The sequence below is a fragment of the Shewanella sp. OMA3-2 genome, from assembly GCF_021513195.1.
Taxonomy (GTDB): domain Bacteria; phylum Pseudomonadota; class Gammaproteobacteria; order Enterobacterales; family Shewanellaceae; genus Shewanella.
Window position 1 is genome coordinate 2,205,613 of the sequence record NZ_CP090974.1, and the last position, 18,777, is coordinate 2,224,389.

18 protein-coding genes are annotated in these 18,777 nt (G+C 38.8%); 16 read left to right on the top strand and 2 right to left on the bottom strand.

The features are described from left to right. Positions 1-2 precede the first annotated feature (2 nt). The 10 genes from L0B17_RS09715 (at position 3) to L0B17_RS09760 (ending at position 11,780) form a co-directional block, all read left to right on the top strand. Entirely contained in the window at positions 3-356 is a 354-nt protein-coding gene (locus L0B17_RS09715; protein ID WP_235084413.1) for a hypothetical protein, read from the top strand. 46 nt (positions 357-402) lie between these two features. Continuing rightward, on the top strand, positions 403-693 hold the full coding sequence (locus L0B17_RS09720; RefSeq protein WP_235084414.1) for a PAAR domain-containing protein: 291 nt from the start codon (positions 403-405) through the stop codon (positions 691-693). Positions 694-712: 19 nt separating this feature from the next. Then, entirely contained in the window at positions 713-1,816 is a 1,104-nt protein-coding gene (locus L0B17_RS09725) for a hypothetical protein (protein WP_235084415.1), read from the top strand. After that, positions 1,813-2,757, top strand: coding sequence for a hypothetical protein (locus L0B17_RS09730; protein ID WP_235084416.1), 945 nt, complete (start codon positions 1,813-1,815; stop codon positions 2,755-2,757). The genes L0B17_RS09725 and L0B17_RS09730 overlap by 4 nt, the downstream gene beginning before the upstream one ends. 12 nt (positions 2,758-2,769) lie before the next feature. Then, positions 2,770-7,521, top strand: a complete 4,752-nt coding sequence (locus L0B17_RS09735; RefSeq protein ID WP_235084417.1) for an RHS repeat-associated core domain-containing protein — start codon at positions 2,770-2,772, stop codon at positions 7,519-7,521. 67 nt (positions 7,522-7,588) lie between these two features. Beyond that, a complete protein-coding gene (locus tag L0B17_RS09740; protein WP_235084419.1) occupies positions 7,589-8,716 on the top strand; it encodes an ADP-ribosylglycohydrolase family protein in 1,128 nt (375 codons plus the stop codon). Positions 8,717-8,818: 102 nt separating this feature from the next. Beyond that, positions 8,819-9,709 (top strand): N-acetylmuramidase family protein, encoded by an 891-nt coding sequence (locus tag L0B17_RS09745; protein ID WP_235084420.1) that lies wholly within the window; start codon positions 8,819-8,821, stop codon positions 9,707-9,709. Beyond that, positions 9,696-10,133 carry a hypothetical protein gene (locus tag L0B17_RS09750; RefSeq protein ID WP_235084422.1) on the top strand — a complete coding sequence of 146 codons (438 nt, stop codon included), beginning with the start codon at positions 9,696-9,698 and terminating at the stop codon, positions 10,131-10,133. Before L0B17_RS09745 ends, L0B17_RS09750 begins: the two co-directional genes overlap by 14 nt. A gap of 292 nt (positions 10,134-10,425) precedes the next feature. Further along, positions 10,426-11,199: a ChaN family lipoprotein gene (locus L0B17_RS09755; RefSeq protein ID WP_235084424.1), complete on the top strand. Its 774-nt coding sequence runs from the start codon at positions 10,426-10,428 to the stop codon at positions 11,197-11,199. Beyond that, positions 11,193-11,780 (top strand): hypothetical protein, encoded by a 588-nt coding sequence (locus L0B17_RS09760; RefSeq protein WP_235084426.1) that lies wholly within the window; start codon positions 11,193-11,195, stop codon positions 11,778-11,780. Before L0B17_RS09755 ends, L0B17_RS09760 begins: the two co-directional genes overlap by 7 nt. Before the next feature lie 176 nt (positions 11,781-11,956). Here L0B17_RS09760 and L0B17_RS09765 read toward each other — a convergent pair whose 3' ends face one another. Continuing rightward, a complete protein-coding gene (locus tag L0B17_RS09765) occupies positions 11,957-12,538 on the bottom strand; it encodes a porin family protein (RefSeq protein ID WP_235084427.1) in 582 nt (193 codons plus the stop codon). 267 nt (positions 12,539-12,805) lie between these two features. Here L0B17_RS09765 and L0B17_RS09770 point away from each other — a divergent pair, with 267 nt between their 5' ends. From L0B17_RS09770 to L0B17_RS09780, 3 genes are all read left to right on the top strand, one after another. Further along, positions 12,806-13,390, top strand: a complete 585-nt coding sequence (locus L0B17_RS09770) for a YqaA family protein (RefSeq protein WP_235084429.1) — start codon at positions 12,806-12,808, stop codon at positions 13,388-13,390. Between the two features lie 356 nt (positions 13,391-13,746). After that, positions 13,747-14,196, top strand: a complete 450-nt coding sequence (locus L0B17_RS09775; protein WP_235084431.1) for a PA2169 family four-helix-bundle protein — start codon at positions 13,747-13,749, stop codon at positions 14,194-14,196. A 106-nt stretch (positions 14,197-14,302) separates the two neighbouring features. Continuing rightward, the gene (locus L0B17_RS09780) at positions 14,303-14,494 is read left to right on the top strand and encodes a CsbD family protein (RefSeq protein ID WP_235084433.1); all 192 of its coding nucleotides are present in this window, start codon (positions 14,303-14,305) and stop codon (positions 14,492-14,494) included. Positions 14,495-14,562: 68 nt separating this feature from the next. Here L0B17_RS09780 and L0B17_RS09785 read toward each other — a convergent pair whose 3' ends face one another. Then, a complete protein-coding gene (locus L0B17_RS09785; protein WP_235084434.1) occupies positions 14,563-15,849 on the bottom strand; it encodes a citrate synthase in 1,287 nt (428 codons plus the stop codon). 416 nt (positions 15,850-16,265) lie between these two features. Between L0B17_RS09785 and sdhC the strand changes: the two genes are divergently transcribed. Genes sdhC through sdhA form a run of 3 tightly spaced genes read left to right on the top strand, consistent with a single transcriptional unit; the run spans position 16,266 to position 18,769 of the window. Further along, on the top strand, positions 16,266-16,661 hold the full coding sequence (gene sdhC / locus L0B17_RS09790) for a succinate dehydrogenase cytochrome b556 subunit (RefSeq protein WP_235084436.1): 396 nt from the start codon (positions 16,266-16,268) through the stop codon (positions 16,659-16,661). Next, on the top strand, positions 16,655-17,002 hold the full coding sequence (gene sdhD, locus L0B17_RS09795; RefSeq protein WP_235084437.1) for a succinate dehydrogenase, hydrophobic membrane anchor protein: 348 nt from the start codon (positions 16,655-16,657) through the stop codon (positions 17,000-17,002). The genes sdhC and sdhD overlap by 7 nt, the downstream gene beginning before the upstream one ends. Then, the gene (sdhA, locus tag L0B17_RS09800) at positions 17,003-18,769 is read left to right on the top strand and encodes a succinate dehydrogenase flavoprotein subunit (RefSeq protein WP_235084439.1); all 1,767 of its coding nucleotides are present in this window, start codon (positions 17,003-17,005) and stop codon (positions 18,767-18,769) included. It abuts the gene before it with no gap. Positions 18,770-18,777 lie beyond the last annotated feature (8 nt).

The following is an 18,777-nucleotide window of genomic DNA, read 5'->3' on the forward strand; positions in this document are numbered from 1 at the left end:
TTATGTCTGTTATCGAGTATCCAGGAATTGGTCATTTAGGTGCATTTTGCCGTGGGCATGAATTAGTGTGCCAATTCGGATATTCCCATTTAATTTGCAAGCCAGTAGATAAGCCACAAGATCCACTATTAAATTTACCCAATATGTCATTTTGGGTCAGTGCAACATTTGGCGAACAGTTCTTATTAAATCGCCATAGCTGGAGAAATGGAACAGATATATTGAGCCGTATTTATCATTACCTGGTAGCTGATGACTATGCAGGCGTTCAGTTATCTGAATGCGAATTAGTGTCGGCAATTTCCATTGCATTTGAGCAAAGGTTGCTATTGGTTATTCCAATCGATAAAGACTGACTTGTCCACTTAACCTGTTTTCATAGAACAAATAAAGGAATATTTGATGGGAATGCCCGCCGCAACGTTATCTTGTATGCACCTTTGTCCCAAAACTAATCCTGGTCCCGTCCCACATGTTGGAGGTCCTATTATTATGGGGTCAGGCAATGTACTAATCGGTTCTTTGCCCGCGGCACGAAAAGGCGATAAGTTAATTTGTGTCGGACCGCCTGATACGATTAGTGCAGGATCTAGCTCTGTTATGATCAACGGAAAACCTGCTGCACGATTAGGTGATGGAACGGCTCATGGTGGAAAAATCATCGTAGGAAATCCTACAGTGATGATCGGCTGAATATACAAGGATAGTATTGATGAGTTTGCTTGAGAGTTTTGATTTTCTATTAGCACAACGACAAATTCTTTTGTCGTCATTTCAGTGTGTGCCTAAAAATCTAGAAGATAATACTCAATCATTATTAGTCACATTAAAAATGCTATTACAACAGGGAGTGGTTTCTCTGCCTTTACTTAATGCAAAAACACCTACCGATTTTGTTTCAGCATTAGAGGGTGAAACGAAATACAGTATTGAAAACCAACTTGTAATCGTGCAGCTACTGCTACAACTTCACTATAAACATGCTCCGGATGAACAAGTTAACATTTTCCAAAAATTATTTGAAAATTCAGCCGTGAACTCTGCTAAATATTTACCTTACCTTGCGCTGATTGCAAGCCAACAAAATATAGACAAAATTCCTTTTAGTACAACAAATAAAATGTCGGTTCAAATACATCAATATTTGTTGTTCTGTCTTTATAGAGGGAAGCGATTAAAACGTAAAGAAGGTGCTGATGTTTTAGATATTTCAATGACACCAATGACGACCTTGTACATTGAGATGCTTATGGATACACCAAAAGAACCCCTCATGCTATATGCAGACTTTGTCGAATTAGCACTTTGTAATAGTGCATTATTTGACATATTTATCACTTCACTTGAAGAAACCATGTTAACCCAAATTGTTAATCTGATGAGCCAAGATAATGTGATGGGCGATAGAGTCATTGAGTTAATGGGCTACTCAGGCTTTAGCAAGTTTGTTCCTTTTCTTGCTCGAGCTATGCAGCAGCCCGCGCAAACATTAGTAGCCTTTAAAGCATTAAGAACCATTTTGGGTCCAGAACTTGATCATGCCGTTCCATACCAGTGGCAGTTTGAAGATGATCAATCGAAAAGGTGTGAATATTTGCAGTTTTATAGCGCTAAATTGCTTAATCGATGGTTGTTGTTAGCACCGAAAATGCCCAATGTTCGTATGATAAACGGCATTGAAGTCGGTATTGAAACGATTGATAAAATTATGAGTCATTCAAGCCCTGTGCATCAACATGCTGCTAGGTTACATAAGCTGCGTTTACAAGGCGTGATCAGTAATCCTGTTTCAAAACAGTTTAAGTTAGCATCATGATAGTTAGCACACATGATACTCGTATAGTGGTCGGGGCAAGTAGTGACTTGTCGCAAATACTCAACTTGCCTTACAGTGAACCCTTAGATTTTAATTATCGAGAGATTAGTGGTACGCACTATGTTGCAGCTATGGCCACTGAGCTTGCAACCGATAGCAAAATAAATCGATTAGTGGGCTTACTAGAGAAAATTGAACTAGATAATGAGCTTGTTTGGCAAGTCTATAAAGATAAACCGGTATTGTGGCTACTGCCAAACCTTGATGCTGTTGAGTTAACGCAATGGGTAAGCATTCTTCATCAGCGCTTCCCCCATTGCTTTACCCATTCACAATGTCGTTTTTTCCCCCACGGCAGTGCCTCATTATTCTTTGCGTTAAATGCGTTTGAATCGATGCAAGAGCAACAAAAAAGCAGTGCTGTAATAATATCCTTGGATAGCCTTTACTTTACGTTAGCTGAATTAGAAAGCAGTAATGCATTGGTGAATGACACACAAGATGTCGGTCAAAAGCCTGCGGAAGCGGCAATTATCACCATAATTGAAGCAACTGATTCTGGGATGAATATTGCAGGCTTGTTTCTAGAAAATAGTAGCTTAGTTCAGCAAACCCAAACAATACAAAACTTATTTTATCAAGCAACTCAGACAAATAAAAATGCGTTTAATCAGCTTTATTTACCAAGCTTTAATCAAATTGTTATTGATAATTGGCTAAATGCTTATGAAAAATTAGCAGGACACATTGACGAAGAAAGTCAGATAAATCAAACCACAATTTTCACCGGGCATATAGGTAGCGTAGCGGGTTTATATAACTTTTTACATTTATTTAATCGTTATCAGCAGCATGATTTGTCAGGGATAAGCTTACAACTTGAAGTGTCTCAAACACTGCATTTAGGATTGGCAATCTACTCATGGATAGAGAAGGCATAAACACGCATGACAATGAGTAACTTTCGTTTTAAAGGTCATAATCGTCATATCATTATTGCGCCTGTTAGTGCATCGACACCATCTGGGTTTCAATTATTGACCTTTGAGCAACCACATAAACTCGTTGAGTTAATTCAAGAGGTCTCACCCCATTTAGTTCGCGATAGAAATGCGTTAATGCAAGGCAGAGAATTAGTTACCCATGCAGGGCTGACAGCTCGTTTACAACCACGTCATATTGTCGCTAAATTAAACGAAGCAATAACAAGATCATTACTGCGCGTTTATAGTGAGATACCAAAACAGCAGATCCAGCAATCAACAGAAACCGCAACCTTAGCGGCAAGTTCTAGTGTCAATAATACAAAAGCGGCTAAAGAGTATAAAGGTGGACAATCTACAGCTTCAGTGCAATCAGGAACCGTCACAAATAATACCCTGGCAGAAGTAGCAATTGATCAGCAAGAATGTCGTAGCGATCCTGTGTCAATGCTTAGCGGCGAAGAAATTTTACCCTTAATCGACTTCGAGCTAAATGGCTTAATGCCGTTAACGTGGCGCAGGTTGTATCGTTCAAGTAAAACTCGCACTAATGTTGGTCTAGGCTTTGGTTGGCGACATAATTTTTGTGTCCAGCTAGAGCAGCAATATCAAGCCCCAGCTAAAGTCGGACCCAAAAGGCCTGGAAAATATTGGTTTGAGTTAACCGATGACGAAGGCCGGGTACATGTATTTGATACCGTTAAGCGTGGACAAACCAGTATTCAACTTGCTACAGGTTGGTCGTTGGTGCATCAAGTTGATGGCCGCCATGTACTTATCAAACCTGATGATAGTCACTGGGCGTTTGTAAAAAGGCAGGTTGCAGGTAAAGAAGTATGGCAATTAGAGACCATTAGTAACCATCAAGGTCAATATTTCCAACTTTATTATGATCATCAAGGGCGCTTAGCTCAAATTACTACAGGACCCAAGCGGGGCGTGTTGTTATTTTACAATGCGCAGGGCAATGTATTAAAAATTGCTTCGTACATGTTAGACAGTGAAGGTAAAAGGCACGTTCATCAGAACTTGTTGGCCAGCTATCAATACGATGATGCCCAAGCATTAATTGCTGCCACAGACAGCTATGGCCGGGTAGAGCGCTACAATTATGTCAAAGTAAAGTCGGTCGATATTACGCCCGATAGCGATCATCAATACAGCCCCAAAAGCACCACGTATTTATTGCAACGCCGCACCCGTGCCTCAGGCTTTAACCATCACTTTGCCTGGGACGGACAAGATCATTTAGCCAAGTGTATTGAACAATGGGGTGATGATGATATTTATCATTATCATTTTGAATATACGGCGCTTGCCCAAGGTGTTAAAAGTAGCTGCGTTGACTCATTAGGACACAGTGAAAGCTTTGTTCATAATTCGCAAGGTTTACTAACAGAACATCAGAATGCCAATGGCACTATTCTTCAGCACCAATATGACAGTGTCGGCCGTAAAGTGGCCACCATTGATGGTTGTGGTAATAGTATTCAATATCGTTATAACGTAGAAGGCCAATTACAGGCAGTTATTCAGGCCGATGGCGGTACCACACAATTTGAATATAATCGTTTAGGGCAACGTATAGTTACCCATGATCCAATTGGCCGAGTGGCTAAAAGGCACTACGATGCGACCGGGAGACTGTTGTCTGAGCAACATTTTGATGGTCGTCAATTGCAATATCAATACAATGATGCAGGGCAATTAACGCAAAAAGTCGATGTTAATGGCGTTGTTCATCGCTACCATTGGGACCGAGATGGTGAGTTGCTGGCAACGCAAGTCGGTGATGCATTAACCCGTTTTAGTCATGACAAATTAGGCCGAGTAAACGCCACTATCGATCCCCAAGGTTTAGTGACCGAATTTATTCGTGACACTAAAGGCCAAATTGTCGAAAGTAAATCCTATCAACAAGAGAAACAAGATAAGCCTGAAGAAGTCATTAGCCATTATTATCAATACGATGATGCCGGACGTATTATTCGTCAGCGTCAACAGGCTGATGCTGCTGGAGAACAAGAACTCAGTAACGATAGTGAGTACATTGATAACATTATCGACTATGACGGTTTAGCCCAACCGCGCCAACAAACCTTTGCCGATGGCAGTTGGCTGAAGTTTTTTTACGATAAAGAGCGTAACTTAAATCGCATCGAACGCAGTGACGGGGCGCAATACCGTATTGAGTACACGCCAACAGAACAGCCTAAAACCTTAATTGGTTTTGATGGCCGTGCGCAACATTATCAATATGACGCGAATGACAAATTAATTGCGGTTAACGACAGTGATATTCGGTTTGTTGAGCTCAAGCGTGATGCCATGGGGCGAATTTGTCAGCAAAGTAGCCATGTAAAACTTGAGCCCAGTGCCACATCTGCATTACTCAATACTCAGAACTTTTATCAATATAATCCGATAGGGCAAATTACCCGCGCTCATAACCAACATCGTACCGTGCAGCAAACTGTCGACTCACAAGGACGCATTAACAAGGTACAACAAAGCCAGTGGCAACTAGACTATCAATATGATGATTCAGGCAATCGCAGTGGCTTAACGTTACCTGACGGGCAACAGATTGATTATCAATACAATAAAAACAGTCAATTAAGTGGCATTAGCTTTACAGACAATAGCCCATCGAAGCAGCATGTAAAGTTGGCGGATTATCACTATCTGCCATCAGGATTATTGCACAAAACGATACAGGGTAATCAGCTTGAACTCACTTATGCTTACGATGCTCATTCAAGATTAATTGAGCAGACATGGCAACATGCACAAAAAGAGACGCAATTATTTGAGTCCAGACGTTATCAATACGATAAACAGCACCAGTTGCAACGCTGTGAAAGCGAGCAGGGCAACGCTAGCGTCACAGATGGTCAATCTTCTGAACATATTAACCACAAACCAGAAGTTAAGCAGTTTAGTTATAACAAAATCAGTCAATTAATCAGTAATAGTGTTTCAAGTTTGCCAGAGCAAAACGCTAATCGTACCGATGGTCAACCAAATGCTCGTCAACAATACCAATGGGATGCTTTTGGTAACCCACTGCAGGCTATTCGTACTAGTGACATCAATAGCCAAGCTATGAGTTGCAATCATGTTAGCGCTAATGAAACGGCTAACAGTCAAGCAGCTGAAACAGTAAGACCGAATAAAAACCTCAATGATGTAGTGGTAAACAACGACCGCTTAATGAGCATGGCAGGGGTCGATTATCGTTATGACGGCAGTGGCAACCAAATCAGCCAAATCGGCACTAGCGATAAACAACAACGCAGCTTTAATGGTCTAAACCAATTAGTGCAAATCAACGTTAATGGCAAGCTGACGCAATACGAATATGATGCCCTAGGTCGTCGCAGTGCAAAAATTACTGAACTCGGTCGCACCGACTTTATTTGGGACAATCACCAGCTGATTGGCGAATGCACCTTAGGTGAATACACCTGGTACATTTATCAGCCTGATACTTTTACTCCAGTCGCACTGATTAAAGCAGGGCAGGTTTATTATTATCACCTAGACCAACTCGGTACCCCGATTTGCTTAACGGATGAAAATACCCAAATTGTTTGGCGCAGTCAGCAAGACGTGTTCGGCCAGGCAATTGAAAGCACGTCTATTAAAGATAGATATATTGAAAATACAGATTTTAAAGATGCAGCCAAGCAAGACAAGATAACTAACCCAATCCGTTTTCAAGGCCAGTACTTTGATGACGAATCTGGTTTACACTACAACCGCTTTAGGTACTACAGCCCACAGCAAGCACGCTTTATACATCAAGACCCTATTGGCTTGGTTGGCGGGATAAACCATTATCAATATGCGCCGAATCATGTGAACTGGGTGGACCCGTTTGGACTGATGTGTAAAGAGGGGGAAGCTTCACTTAATAAAGCTTTAAACCATGCAGTAGATACAGGTTCTATAAGTAAACAGCTTCAATTAGATCTTTTAGAAGCTGCTCAAATTGGTTTTTTGACACCTAAAGAAATTAAACAAGGTTTAGCAAGCGGAAATGTTGCATCTTTGTTCGAGTTATCTCCTTCTGTGGTAGCGACTGAACATGTCGCAGCACAAAATGAATCGATTGATGACCAATATGAAGCACCAACTGTAGATGAATTGATTGATACTGAACTGGATAAAATAACCAGTTTGATATTTAAAGAAGGTGAAGAATTCAAAAAACATGTTCTAATGAACTATTATCTTGATCCTGATATGCAGATCTTAACTAGAGAAGAGTTTTTAGCTATTTCAGTTTACAGTACAGACTTATGTGAGCCCATCAATAAGGGGTTGAGAGGTTTTTCTCCTGAAGACAAAGCAAAGTGGTCTACATTAGTTGCGGAAGCAGATAACGGGTTAGTAAAGTTAGCCGAGAATCCTAAATTGAGATTCGAAGGCCAAGTATTTCGAGGTGATAAGTTTACAGACGAATTGATAGACGAATTGTTTCCTGTTGGTGGCATACACCATGAAAAAGCCTTTAAAAGTTCTACAAGCGATGTAGCTAAAGTCTTTGATGGTAATACGATTATTTATATAAAATCCAAAACAGGTGTAAATATTTCTGATAACGCAGCTGTAAAAGCTGATGAAAAAGAAATATTGTTCAAAACTTCGACAAAATTTCGAGTAATATCAAAATCATTCTTTAATGGACAGCACAGAATAAGATTGGAAGAAGTTTAATTATGAACAAAAAAAATATTATGATGAACGTACAGGTAAGCTAATAACAGATGAGCTTATTTTAGAAATGATTAGACTTGAAGAAAAAATTCCAAATGATCTTCGTTTTCCTTTTATGACAAATAAGTTGAGTGGTTCTAGAGAGCCGCATAAAACTCAATGGATGTCATCGTACTTTGTTTTCCGGATTGCAAAACCGACTCCTACAGACGAAGAGTGTAAAGGATACTATCAACGTATTAATGTTGATAGTGAAGATGATATTAATCGTTTTAGAGGCGCTTTAATCGGTTGTGCGATTGGTGATGCGTTAGGCACTACCGTTGAATTTAAAGCACCAGGTTCTTTTCCGCCCTTAACCGATATTGTTGGTGGTGGTCCATTTAATTTAAAAGCAGGTGAATGGACTGATGACACAAGTATGATGTATTGCTTGGCACATAGTCTTATTAGAACTAAGCAGTGTGATTTAAAAGATCAAATGGACTTATATTGTAGATGGTGGCAAGACGGGGTATTTAGTGCAACAGGAAAATGCTTTGATATTGGTAATACAGTTGTATCTGCTTTAAAACGTTACCAGCAAACAGGCGACCCTTTATCTGGTGATACAGCTCCAATGTCTGCGGGGAATGGCTCCCTCATGCGGATTGCCCCCATTCCTATTCGTTACTTTAATAATTTTGAAAATACGATTAAGTACGCAGCGTTAAGTTCAATGACAACTCATGGTGCAATTGAAGCTGTTGATGCATGTAGATATTTTAGCGGCCTCATGTGGGGCGCGTTACATGGGATATCAAAAGATGTATTACTTAATGGGTTATATACACCTATTGATGAGTATTGGGAACAAAATCCACTTTGTGATTCGGTACTAAAATTAATAAAAGAAGAAGAATACAAGAACAAAAAAGCAAAAGATATTCGAGCGAGTGGATATGTAATGCATACCTTGGAAGCTGTATTGTGGGCATTTTTCCATAGTGATTCATTTGAAAAAGGTGCACTGTTAGCGGTCAATTTAGGTGAGGATGCAGATACAACTGGAGCAGTATATGGTCAACTAGCAGGTGCCTATTATGGTGAAAGAGTTATTGATTTTAGATGGGTTCGTAAAATAAAAGAAAGTCATTGCTTCTATTTAAAAGCTGAAGAGCTGAAAGACATAATCATCTCAGAAAGAGCAATTTAAAATAGCTATAATTTAAATTATCAATAATATGACCATTCACTCTAATTGGCCTTTTTTCAGATTTCACCTTTTATTAAAAACAACAATGACAAGGATAATACGATGTCATCAATAAAAATAACTCAAGCTGTCGGGCTGGGTGGCACTAACAATTTAAACGATGTAAAAGTAGTAAAAATTGCATTAAATAAATTACTCAAACTTATCCCGCCTACAAAATCATTAATTGTTGATGGCCGTTTAGGCTCTAGGCCTGAAAGCGCTAAAACCGTTGCTGCGATAAAGCTATTTCAAAGTAAAATACTCAACATGGTACGTCCAGATGGCAAAATTGACGTAAATGGTCGAACTCATCGAAAAATGAATGAGAAGCTATTAACGACTTTAAGTATGGTCACCTATAAATTACCGATAGTATCTATTGAAACTCAAATGTTATCTGAGTCAGATTATTTAGATATTGCCAATCAACTTGGCTGTAAAGTCGCTGCTATTAAAGCTGTTGCGGACGTTGAGTCTTCTGGTGATGCATTTTTTTCAAATGGAAAGCCAAAAATTCTCTATGAAGCCCATATATTTTCTCGTTTGACAAATCACAAGTATGATTCAAGTCATCCAGCTGTATCCAGCAGAACCTGGAATCGAAGCTTATACACCGGTGGCTCCCAAGAGTATGCAAGGCTTGAAATTGCCATGAGTTTAGATACTTCAGAGGCTTTGAAGTCGACTTCATGGGGGCGCTTTCAAATTATGGGCTTTAATTATAGTGAGTCAGGTTTTACTAGCGTAGAAGCTTTTGTTAAAGCAATGTTCAGCTCAGAAAGAAAACAGCTTGATGCTTTCGTTAGCTTTGTAAAGAATAAAGGGCTAGAAAAGTTCCTAATAACGCTAGACTGGGCTTCATTTGCGAAAGGTTATAACGGTTCGCAGTACAAACAGAATAAGTATGATGTTAAATTGCAGAAGGCATTTGAAAAATATGACAAAAAGTAAATTCTCTAACGCTTTGTGGTTTTTTCCCTTCTTTTTAGTTGCATCATGTAGTGCTTCTCAGCTTGATAAGGCAGAAATTATATTTAAATGCCACGCTGATCAGCCTAAATCGATAGATGTTGTTATTAGTAAAATGGATAACTCGTTTAAATTAGCGCAATTCAATATTGAAAACTCAAAGTTTGCTAATGCAGCATTAATTAGTGATGTGAGTAAATCGAGCTACCATCGCTCTTTAGTTACAGAGCACAGTATGACTTTCACACACGGCGACAGTGAAGTTATCGTGAGTGACTACTACAGCGAAGAACTTAATATGATTACTAAAGAAACATCAGTAACAATACAAAAAAATGGTAAAAAAGAATATTGGCTTTGTGATGAGTCAGGTTTTAGTCAGTTGGGGTCTATTGAAGATTTTTAGTAGATTGTAAATAGACATTATGTCATTTAAGTAGATGTTATGAACTCTAGTTACATCGCCATTCACGATTCGTGGTTGAAATAGTTAGTTATGACGTTTGCTCTTATACTATTACTATAAAGCGTGATATGGCTGTAATTAGTTCATTTTTTGAATTCAGATATTTTCATTTTTATAAAGATAAATAAAAACGTCTTCAACTTATAAGTCTTTATTTTAAAAATCTCAAGTAACGGGTAAATAGTGATCCAATTTAATGGAATTAACTTTAAACAAAACATAAGGATATGTAATGAGTCAGATTAACAAAGATGTAAACTATAAAAAAATAGCTGGTGATGCTAGATTGGTGATGATAGGAGAGTCTAATCACAATACAGCAGGCTATAAATATGAGGCGATAAAGGCACTTAAACAATTGAAAGCAGCAGGGTTTACCCATTTCGCAATAGAAATGTTACCTAAGATAATGCAAGAAAAAATAGATTTTTATCAGCGAACAGGTAAAGGTTTTAATGCTATACAAAAATATTTCGATCAATATTGGACACATGGTTATTTAGTACCTCATTCATACGGCGAACTCGTAAAAGCCGCAAGAACAGTCGGTTTAAAAATAATTGCGCTGGATATGACTGTGGATGAAATGAGTATATTAGATGATGTCTGTAGCTATGATCATGCAAAAGCAAAGTTATGCTTCGATACTCATACTAAGCGGAATATCTCTTGGGCTTCTACGATTGGTACTATTTTAAAAGAGTCAAACCAGAATCGAATCGTTGCTTTTATGAGTCGTTGGCATGCCGTAGAAGCTGCAGCTTTTCAAGAAGGGCTTGATACTTTAATTAAGAAGCAAGGTATTCAAAAAGTCAGGTTTATAGATTATATCGGCGGTATCACGTGCCTGTCAGAAAGGGATTGTCGGAACACTTCGGATGAAAGCATTGATCTTAAGCAAGAATATTTTTATAGAGAAGGATTTCCACATAAAGCCGCTGTAATGTCATTTCAAATACATATTCCAGAGAAGCGTGTTTCTTCCTCAGGAGCATTGGTATGGTAGGTAAGATGGCGCTTTTTTTACTTTTTATAACCTCTCTATCAAATAGCTCATCCGCAAGCGGCTTATGGCCTGATGTTGATATTAACGATCCCAACTTAACCGTAAATTTGGCAGCGCAGCAGTGTTCAAAAAGTTTAATGTACGCGCCTTATAAACTTGAACAATGGTGTGAAAAAGCATACAACATGGGGAGTTGGCACTCTCTGCTTTACATTGGGTATCACACAGGTGATGGAAGTCGCTATGTTGAGGAAGCCATAAATCAAGTTAGACAGGGTAATTTTGAAGCTATTTCCGAGTTGGCTTGGATTTATTCCACAGGCTCATTTGTTGAGATAGACCTTAATAAATCGATTATACTTTATAATCAATATTTAAATCACGAAAATAGAAAATCTATTTCTAGAGGAAAGTTAAATTCAGTTCATAAAGAGCTTTATAATATCTATAAAGAATTAGAAAACTGGCGTAAAGCTTCAGAACACCTGCAGTTTCTCATTGAACATGAAGATGATGCTATTTATAAATCATTGCTTATAAAGCAGATGGAAGATATTAAAAAAACACTTAATAGTAAATAATCGAAAATTGGATATCGCAGAGCTATACCAAAATCGACTAGTAATATTAACATGCTTTAGCTTTATTAAATCTATATCTAGCAGATGATGGTAAAACGACTTCAACACATTTTGTGTTGAAGTCGTTGAATGATGTTTACATAAAATATAGGACTAATTCTGCCAACATATTATGATTAAAACTTGTACTCAACCCCGATGGAAGCAAATTTTAAATCGGTTGAGAAGTTAGCATTATCAATATCATCTGCTGCGCTCTCAATATCTAAGTCATTATCATATAATGTGTAGTCAGCTTTAACAGTCCAATTTTTGTTAACATGGTAGCTGACGCCTACACCAGCAAATAAACCTTCATCATCAGTGCTGTCGCTAACACCAAGAACAGAATAATCAGTCTTATACCATAGCTGACCACCACGGACATAAAGGCTGATGTTATCGGTTACTGGCAAACCTAATTTTAGGCCTAGGGAATAGCCATCGGTATCTGCATTCGCTAAATCATTACCATAACGACCAAAATCAATGTAGCTACCTTCAACAGCAATGTATTGATTTAATCCATATCCGGCAAATACTTGATATGCGCCTTTATTGTCATCAAATTCTTCGTCACCCTCTACCCGTAAAAAACCGTAGTCAGCTCCGACGTAGAATCCCTGTGCATCAACTTCTGGGTTATATGTTTCTGCTTGTGCGCTAGAGCTTAAAAAACCCGCGGTAATAAGTGCTGCTACTAATATTGTCTTTTTCATTACATACTCCATAGTCATTTTTCATTACCTTTACTGAATTTGATAATCCAGATGTATTGATATATACAAGTCTTATGCCAATATAAAATAACAGAATAAACGGCGGTTTCGTTTAAAAAGCAAACGATTAATGGCAGTTTAAATGTAATTTTTATCATTTTCTGTGAAAAAATTACAATATATTGATAAGTGAGTGTTTGACTATATTTGGTAATGTATCAAATCTATAAATTAATCTCGTTATGGTATGAAATTAAAAGGAGTGTTATGCCTATTCGCAAAACGCTGAAACAAAAAACACATCAATTTATATATTCAAAGCATATGTTAAGTGGCATTACCATCGCGTCTTTTTTCGAGTCGATCATCGTGCCTATTCCACTAGAAGCTGTATTAGTACCATTAATGCAAGCCCGTCGTGACAGATTATGGGTTATTGCGCTAATGGCAACGGTAGGTTGTATCCTGGGGGCTTTATGTGGTTATGGTGTGGGTTATTATTTATTTGATGCTTTTGGGGATTGGCTAATTAATACATTTTCAAACCCTGAGCAATTTTCTAATGTACAACAAAAGATGTTGGACCAAGGTTTCTGGTTTGTGATCACGGTTGGTATTGTACCCATTCCATTTCAAATCGCCATGTTGGCAGCTGGAGCGACAAAGTATTCCTTAATGTTGTTTTTAATCGCTTCAGCGATTGCGCGTTCAATTCGTTATTTTGGATTAGCCATTGTGGTTTATTGCACAGGTAATCAAGCCGAGTATCTTATCAAAAAAAATAAAGTCAAAGCCATGATTTTTTTAACAACTCTGGCATTGTGCCTGTGGGGATTAAGTCTCTTATTATAATTAATACAGAAATGGTTGCAGCAAGGTGGGCCAGTAAATTTGTCATTAACTACTGTGTAAAATACAGCAAGCTATAACACTTTACTGATAAATTTTTGGTGAGGTGGTTCAGTTAACGATTTATGCATCCAATAAAATTATCTTGATGACTTTGTATTTAATTACATTGAAATCGAGAGTGTAAAAATTTCATGTTGATTGTAAATTCTTCATGTTTTTACAGATTACCAAAGTATTTTATTAATTTATTTTTTAATTAAATCAAGTGGATAAAATAATTTTAAAATTGGAGTGTTTATTGCTTCAAAGAAAGTAAGCTAGCAATAGTTAGTGGTACAGTCAAAACAGGAGTTAATATGTTAAATCAAAAAACAAGTGTAGAGAATGTAGCAGACGTTATTCAAGTAATGAGAGCAGGTGTAGATTTCTATCAAGATGCTGTAGAAAAAGTTAATAGCAGCTCACTTAAAGGTACTTTCACAAAAATGGCTACCAAAAAGGCTGCTGCTATTCAAGCTTTGCAACCGCTAGCTATTGCCGAACAGGGAGAAATTGAAGATGGGAATTCTATCGCGGTAGAGACTCGTAAGATATACACTAAGTTTGTGGCAATGTTCTCAAGTGATGAAGATTACACCTATATAAAGCAACTTGAAGAGGTTGAAGATAAGGTACTTGAAGTGTTAGATGACGCAATAGCTAAAAACCAACAAGGTCAGGCATTACTTATTTTGACTAATATTAGAGTAGATGCGCAATCTATGCATGACGAAATGAAAACCTTGCAACAGTTAAAGAAAAACTAGGCATTTTAATACTTATCATTATTTAAGATTTTATTAATAACTTGATGGTTAAAAGGGTCTAACAGACTTATTCAGCGATTTTTGTTACATGAAGGAGTATATCATTATGAATAACGACATTATTGAAGGTAAATGGAAACAGGCGTCTGGTTCACTTAAAGCGCATTGGGGGAAGTTAACTGATGATGATTTACAGGAAATAGACGGCAACCTTGAGAAGTTTCAAGGTAAAATGCAAGAGAAGTATGGTATGGCGAAAGACGAGGCTAAGAAGGCATTCGAGAAGTCACATGTTTAGTATTTTTAAATAATTAAACGAATAAAAAAGCGCCTTTCGGCGCTTTTTATTTAAACATTAATTACAAATTAACGTTTGTCTAAACTCACAAATTCACGTGCAGATTCACCAGTATATAACTGACGAGGGCGGCTAATTTTATGGCCTGGTTGATCTAACATTTCTTTCCAATGTGAAATCCAACCAACGGTGCGTGACAATGCAAATAGCACTGTAAACATATCATTAGGGATACCAATGGCTTTCATGATAAGACCAGAATAGAAGTCAACGTTCGGGTATAGCTTCTTAGAGATAAAGTATTCATCTTCAAGTGCAATACGCTCTAGTTCCATTGCTACATCGAGTAATGGATCAACGACTTTAAGTTCATTTAACACTTCATGACAGGTTTCACGCATCACTTTTGCGCGAGGGTCGAAGTTCTTGTAAACACGGTGTCCGAAGCCCATTAAGCGGAATGGATCATTTTTGTCTTTCGCTTTAGCGATAAACTCAGGGATACGATCCACTGAACCAATCTCTTCAAGCATAGCAAGACAAGCTTCGTTTGCGCCGCCGTGAGCAGGGCCCCATAATGACGCAATACCCGCAGCGATACACGCAAATGGGTTAGCACCTGAAGAACCTGCTAAACGGACAGTAGATGTAGATGCATTTTGCTCATGATCAGCATGCAGTACAAAAATACGGTCCATTGCTTTTTCTACAACTGGATTGACTTTGTACTCTTCACACGGAGTAGCAAACATCATCGACAAGAAGTTACCCGCATAGCTTAAATCGTTACGTGGATAAACAAAAGGTTGTCCCATTGAGTATTTGTAACACATTGCGGCGATCGTAGGCATTTTTGACACCAAACGATAAGCAGCAATTTCACGATGCTTAGAATTATTTACATCAAGAGAATCTTGATAAAAAGCAGACAGTGCACCAGTCACACCACAAAGCATTGCCATTGGGTGTGCGTCACGACGGAAACCGCGGAAGAAGAAAGCGATTTGCTCGTGAACCATAGTGTGTTCTTTCACTGTGGCTTCAAACTTTTCGAAATCAACTTTAGACGGTAGCTCTCCGTATAATAGCAAGTAGCATAAATCTAAATAAGTTGATTCAGTTGCAAGTTGATCAATTGGGTAACCACGGTGTAATAAAATACCTTGGTCGCCATCGATGTATGTAATTGCAGACTCACAAGAAGCTGTTGCTAGAAAGCCTGGATCGAAAGTGAAATAACCTTTCTTTCCTAATGTACTGATGTCGATTACATCAAACCCTTCAGTACCTTTCTTAATTGGTAAGTCGATTGAATCGTTACCTGGTAACTCTAATTTGGCTATATTATCAGCCATACCCCGTTCTCCTTACGTCATTCTCTATCTATGAGTGCGGCATGTTAAGCGGACATTACTTTACAGTGAATAGGGATGACAGATCAATTTAAATAAGCGTTTAAATTTGTTAGACCAAGGTATATCTCGCGCTAAAAGCCCTGTGGTGTAGGCTTTAGAATAAAAAAATCATAAAAAAACATAAATTGGATAATGTGATGTTTGTATTTGAGAATTCTCACGAGTATACTTGCCTTCGTCCCTAAGGGCGACAAACATCACACTTTAGAAATGATTGCTTTACAAACTAAACTAGTGATTTCTCAATTGGTTAGATGTTTGATAGTAATGTCTTTTTTGCTCAATTAATGTAATTAACATTTTTTGACCTTGATGTGTTTAAAGCAAAAAAGAGATACATAAAAAAATAATGCTCAATGGAGCTGAGTGAGCAGAACGTGAAAAAGCAAAGACCTGTCCATCTAGACCTGCAGACGATAAGCTTCCCTGCGACAGCTATCGCATCTATCCTACACCGCATTTCCGGTGTCATCATGCTATTCGCTATTGGTATTCTTTTGTGGTTGTTAAATTCTACTTTAACTTCTGCTGAAGGCTTCGCTAGCGTACAAACCTTGTTTGATGGTTTCGTAATGAAGTTCATCCTTTGGGGCATTCTAACCGCGCTTGGATATCACTTATTAGGTGGCATACGCCATTTGATTATGGATACTGGCCGTTGGGAAGAGCTAGCTTCAGGTATTGCTTCAGCTAAAGTGATGTTTGCTTTAGCAGTAACCTTTTCTATCATAGCGGGGATTTGGGTATGGTAACTAACGCAGCAAGTTTTGGACGCAGTGGTGTCCATGACTATATTTTACTACGTGCCAGTGCGGTAATCCTAGCTTGTTATACTGTTTTTTTGGTGGGATTTATCGCGTGTAGTTCTCCACTGACTTTCGAGATTTGGCATGGCTTATTTAGCACATTGCCGATGAAAGTATTTACACTGTTAGCCTTAGTTGCTTTGCTTGTCCATGCGTGGATTGGTGTATGGCAAGTATTGACTGACTATGTAAAATGCACTTCGTTACGTGGTGTATTACAGTTTATCTTTGTTGTGACCGCATTCAGTTATTTAGCGGCCGGCATCGTAATAGTGTGGGGTGTATAAGTGAGTATTCCAGTACGCGAATTTGATGCAATCGTGATTGGCGCCGGTGGCGCTGGTATGCGTGCAGCATTACAGATTTCTAAAGAAGGTAAAAGCTGTGCGCTTTTATCAAAAGTATTTCCTACTCGTTCTCATACCGTATCTGCGCAAGGTGGTATCACTGTTGCGTTAGGTAATGCGCATGAAGATCACTGGGAACAACACATGTACGATACGGTTAAAGGTTCCGATTTTATCGGTGACCAAGACGCGATCGAATTTATGTGTCAAACCGGCCCAGAAGCCATTATCGAACTTGAGCACATGGGTTTACCTTTCTCACGTTTTGAAGACGGCACGATTTATCAACGTCCATTTGGTGGCCAATCAAGAAACTTTGGTGGCGAGCAAGCGGCGCGTACAGCAGCAGCAGCAGATCGTACAGGTCATGCATTGCTTCATTGTTTATATCAGCAAAACGTAAAGCATAAAACTCAAGTGTTTTCTGAGTGGTATGCATTAGATCTTGTTAAAAATGATGACGGTGCGATTGTCGGTTGTACAGCCATTGAAATTGAAACCGGTGATATTGTTTATTTCAAAGCTAAAGCGACTATTTTAGCCACGGGTGGTGCAGGGCGTATTTACGCATCAACTACCAATGCTCATATCAACACGGGTGATGGCGTGGGTATGGCAACACGTGCTGGCGTTCAGTTACAAGACATGGAAATGTGGCAGTTCCACCCAACGGGTATTGCTGGTGCAGGTGTTTTGGTTACTGAAGGTTGTCGTGGTGAAGGTGGATATCTTCTCAACAAAGATGGCGAACGTTTCATGGAACGTTATGCGCCAAACGCAAAAGATTTAGCATCACGTGACGTGGTAGCACGTTCAATGATGACTGAAATTCGTGAAGGTCGTGGTTTAGATGGTCCTTTAGGTCCACATTTATTACTTAAGCTTGATCATTTAGGTAAAGAAACCCTTGAAGCGCGTCTTCCTGGTGTATGTGAACTATCTCGTACTTTTGCTCACATTGATCCGGCCGATGGTCCAATTCCAGTGTTACCGACTTGTCATTATATGATGGGCGGTTTACCGGCTAAAGTCAGCGGTCAAGTTATCCGCATGGACAAAGACGGCACAGAATCTGAAGTTGTCGGTTTGTTCGCTGTCGGTGAAATTGCCTGTGTATCTGTACATGGTGCTAACCGTTTAGGTGGTAACTCACTGTTAGATTTAGTGGTATTTGGTCGTGCAGCTGGTCAACATTTAGGTAAAGCACTGGATGAGACAGCCGATCCAAAAGCAGCTTCAACTGCCAATATTGATGCTTCTTTAGCGCGCTTAAACCGCTGGGAAAGCAATAAAGATGGCGAAGACCCGACTGTAATTCGTAAAGATTTACAGCTTTGTATGCAGCTAAACTTCTCTGTTTTCCGTACTGGTAAAGCAATGGCGGAAGGGTTAGAGCAGCTTCAAGCAATTCAAAAACGTTTAGAAAACGCTAAACTTTCTGATAATTCGAGAGAGTTCAACACTCAACGTATTGAATGTTTAGAGCTTGATAATCTTATGGCTACAGCGTTAGCAACAGCATATGCTGCTAACTTCCGTACAGAAAGCCGCGGTGCGCATTCTCGAGAAGACTTCTTAGAACGTGATGACGATAACTGGTTATGCCACAGTTTATTTGACCCAGCTGATACATCAATGGTTAAACGTGATGTTAATATGGCGCCTAAGTTACGTGAAGCCTTCCCTCCGAAGAAACGTACTTACTAAGCAGGAGT

Bases quoted from the DNA above. Each gene is read 5' to 3' on its own strand.
- L0B17_RS09715 (WP_235084413.1), top strand. From the start codon at position 3: ATGTCTGTTATCGAGTATCCAGGAATTGGTCATTTAGGTGCATTTTGC.
- L0B17_RS09720 (WP_235084414.1), top strand. From the start codon at position 403: ATGGGAATGCCCGCCGCAACGTTATCTTGTATGCACCTTTGTCCCAAA.
- L0B17_RS09725 (WP_235084415.1), top strand. From the start codon at position 713: ATGAGTTTGCTTGAGAGTTTTGATTTTCTATTAGCACAACGACAAATT.
- L0B17_RS09730 (WP_235084416.1), top strand. From the start codon at position 1,813: ATGATAGTTAGCACACATGATACTCGTATAGTGGTCGGGGCAAGTAGT.
- L0B17_RS09735 (WP_235084417.1), top strand. From the start codon at position 2,770: ATGAGTAACTTTCGTTTTAAAGGTCATAATCGTCATATCATTATTGCG.
- L0B17_RS09740 (WP_235084419.1), top strand. From the start codon at position 7,589: ATGATTAGACTTGAAGAAAAAATTCCAAATGATCTTCGTTTTCCTTTT.
- L0B17_RS09745 (WP_235084420.1), top strand. From the start codon at position 8,819: ATGTCATCAATAAAAATAACTCAAGCTGTCGGGCTGGGTGGCACTAAC.
- L0B17_RS09750 (WP_235084422.1), top strand. From the start codon at position 9,696: ATGACAAAAAGTAAATTCTCTAACGCTTTGTGGTTTTTTCCCTTCTTT.
- L0B17_RS09755 (WP_235084424.1), top strand. From the start codon at position 10,426: ATGAGTCAGATTAACAAAGATGTAAACTATAAAAAAATAGCTGGTGAT.
- L0B17_RS09760 (WP_235084426.1), top strand. From the start codon at position 11,193: ATGGTAGGTAAGATGGCGCTTTTTTTACTTTTTATAACCTCTCTATCA.
- L0B17_RS09765 (WP_235084427.1), bottom strand. From the start codon at position 12,538: ATGAAAAAGACAATATTAGTAGCAGCACTTATTACCGCGGGTTTTTTA.
- L0B17_RS09770 (WP_235084429.1), top strand. From the start codon at position 12,806: ATGCCTATTCGCAAAACGCTGAAACAAAAAACACATCAATTTATATAT.
- L0B17_RS09775 (WP_235084431.1), top strand. From the start codon at position 13,747: ATGTTAAATCAAAAAACAAGTGTAGAGAATGTAGCAGACGTTATTCAA.
- L0B17_RS09780 (WP_235084433.1), top strand. From the start codon at position 14,303: ATGAATAACGACATTATTGAAGGTAAATGGAAACAGGCGTCTGGTTCA.
- L0B17_RS09785 (WP_235084434.1), bottom strand. From the start codon at position 15,849: ATGGCTGATAATATAGCCAAATTAGAGTTACCAGGTAACGATTCAATC.
- sdhC (WP_235084436.1), top strand. From the start codon at position 16,266: ATGGAGCTGAGTGAGCAGAACGTGAAAAAGCAAAGACCTGTCCATCTA.
- sdhD (WP_235084437.1), top strand. From the start codon at position 16,655: ATGGTAACTAACGCAGCAAGTTTTGGACGCAGTGGTGTCCATGACTAT.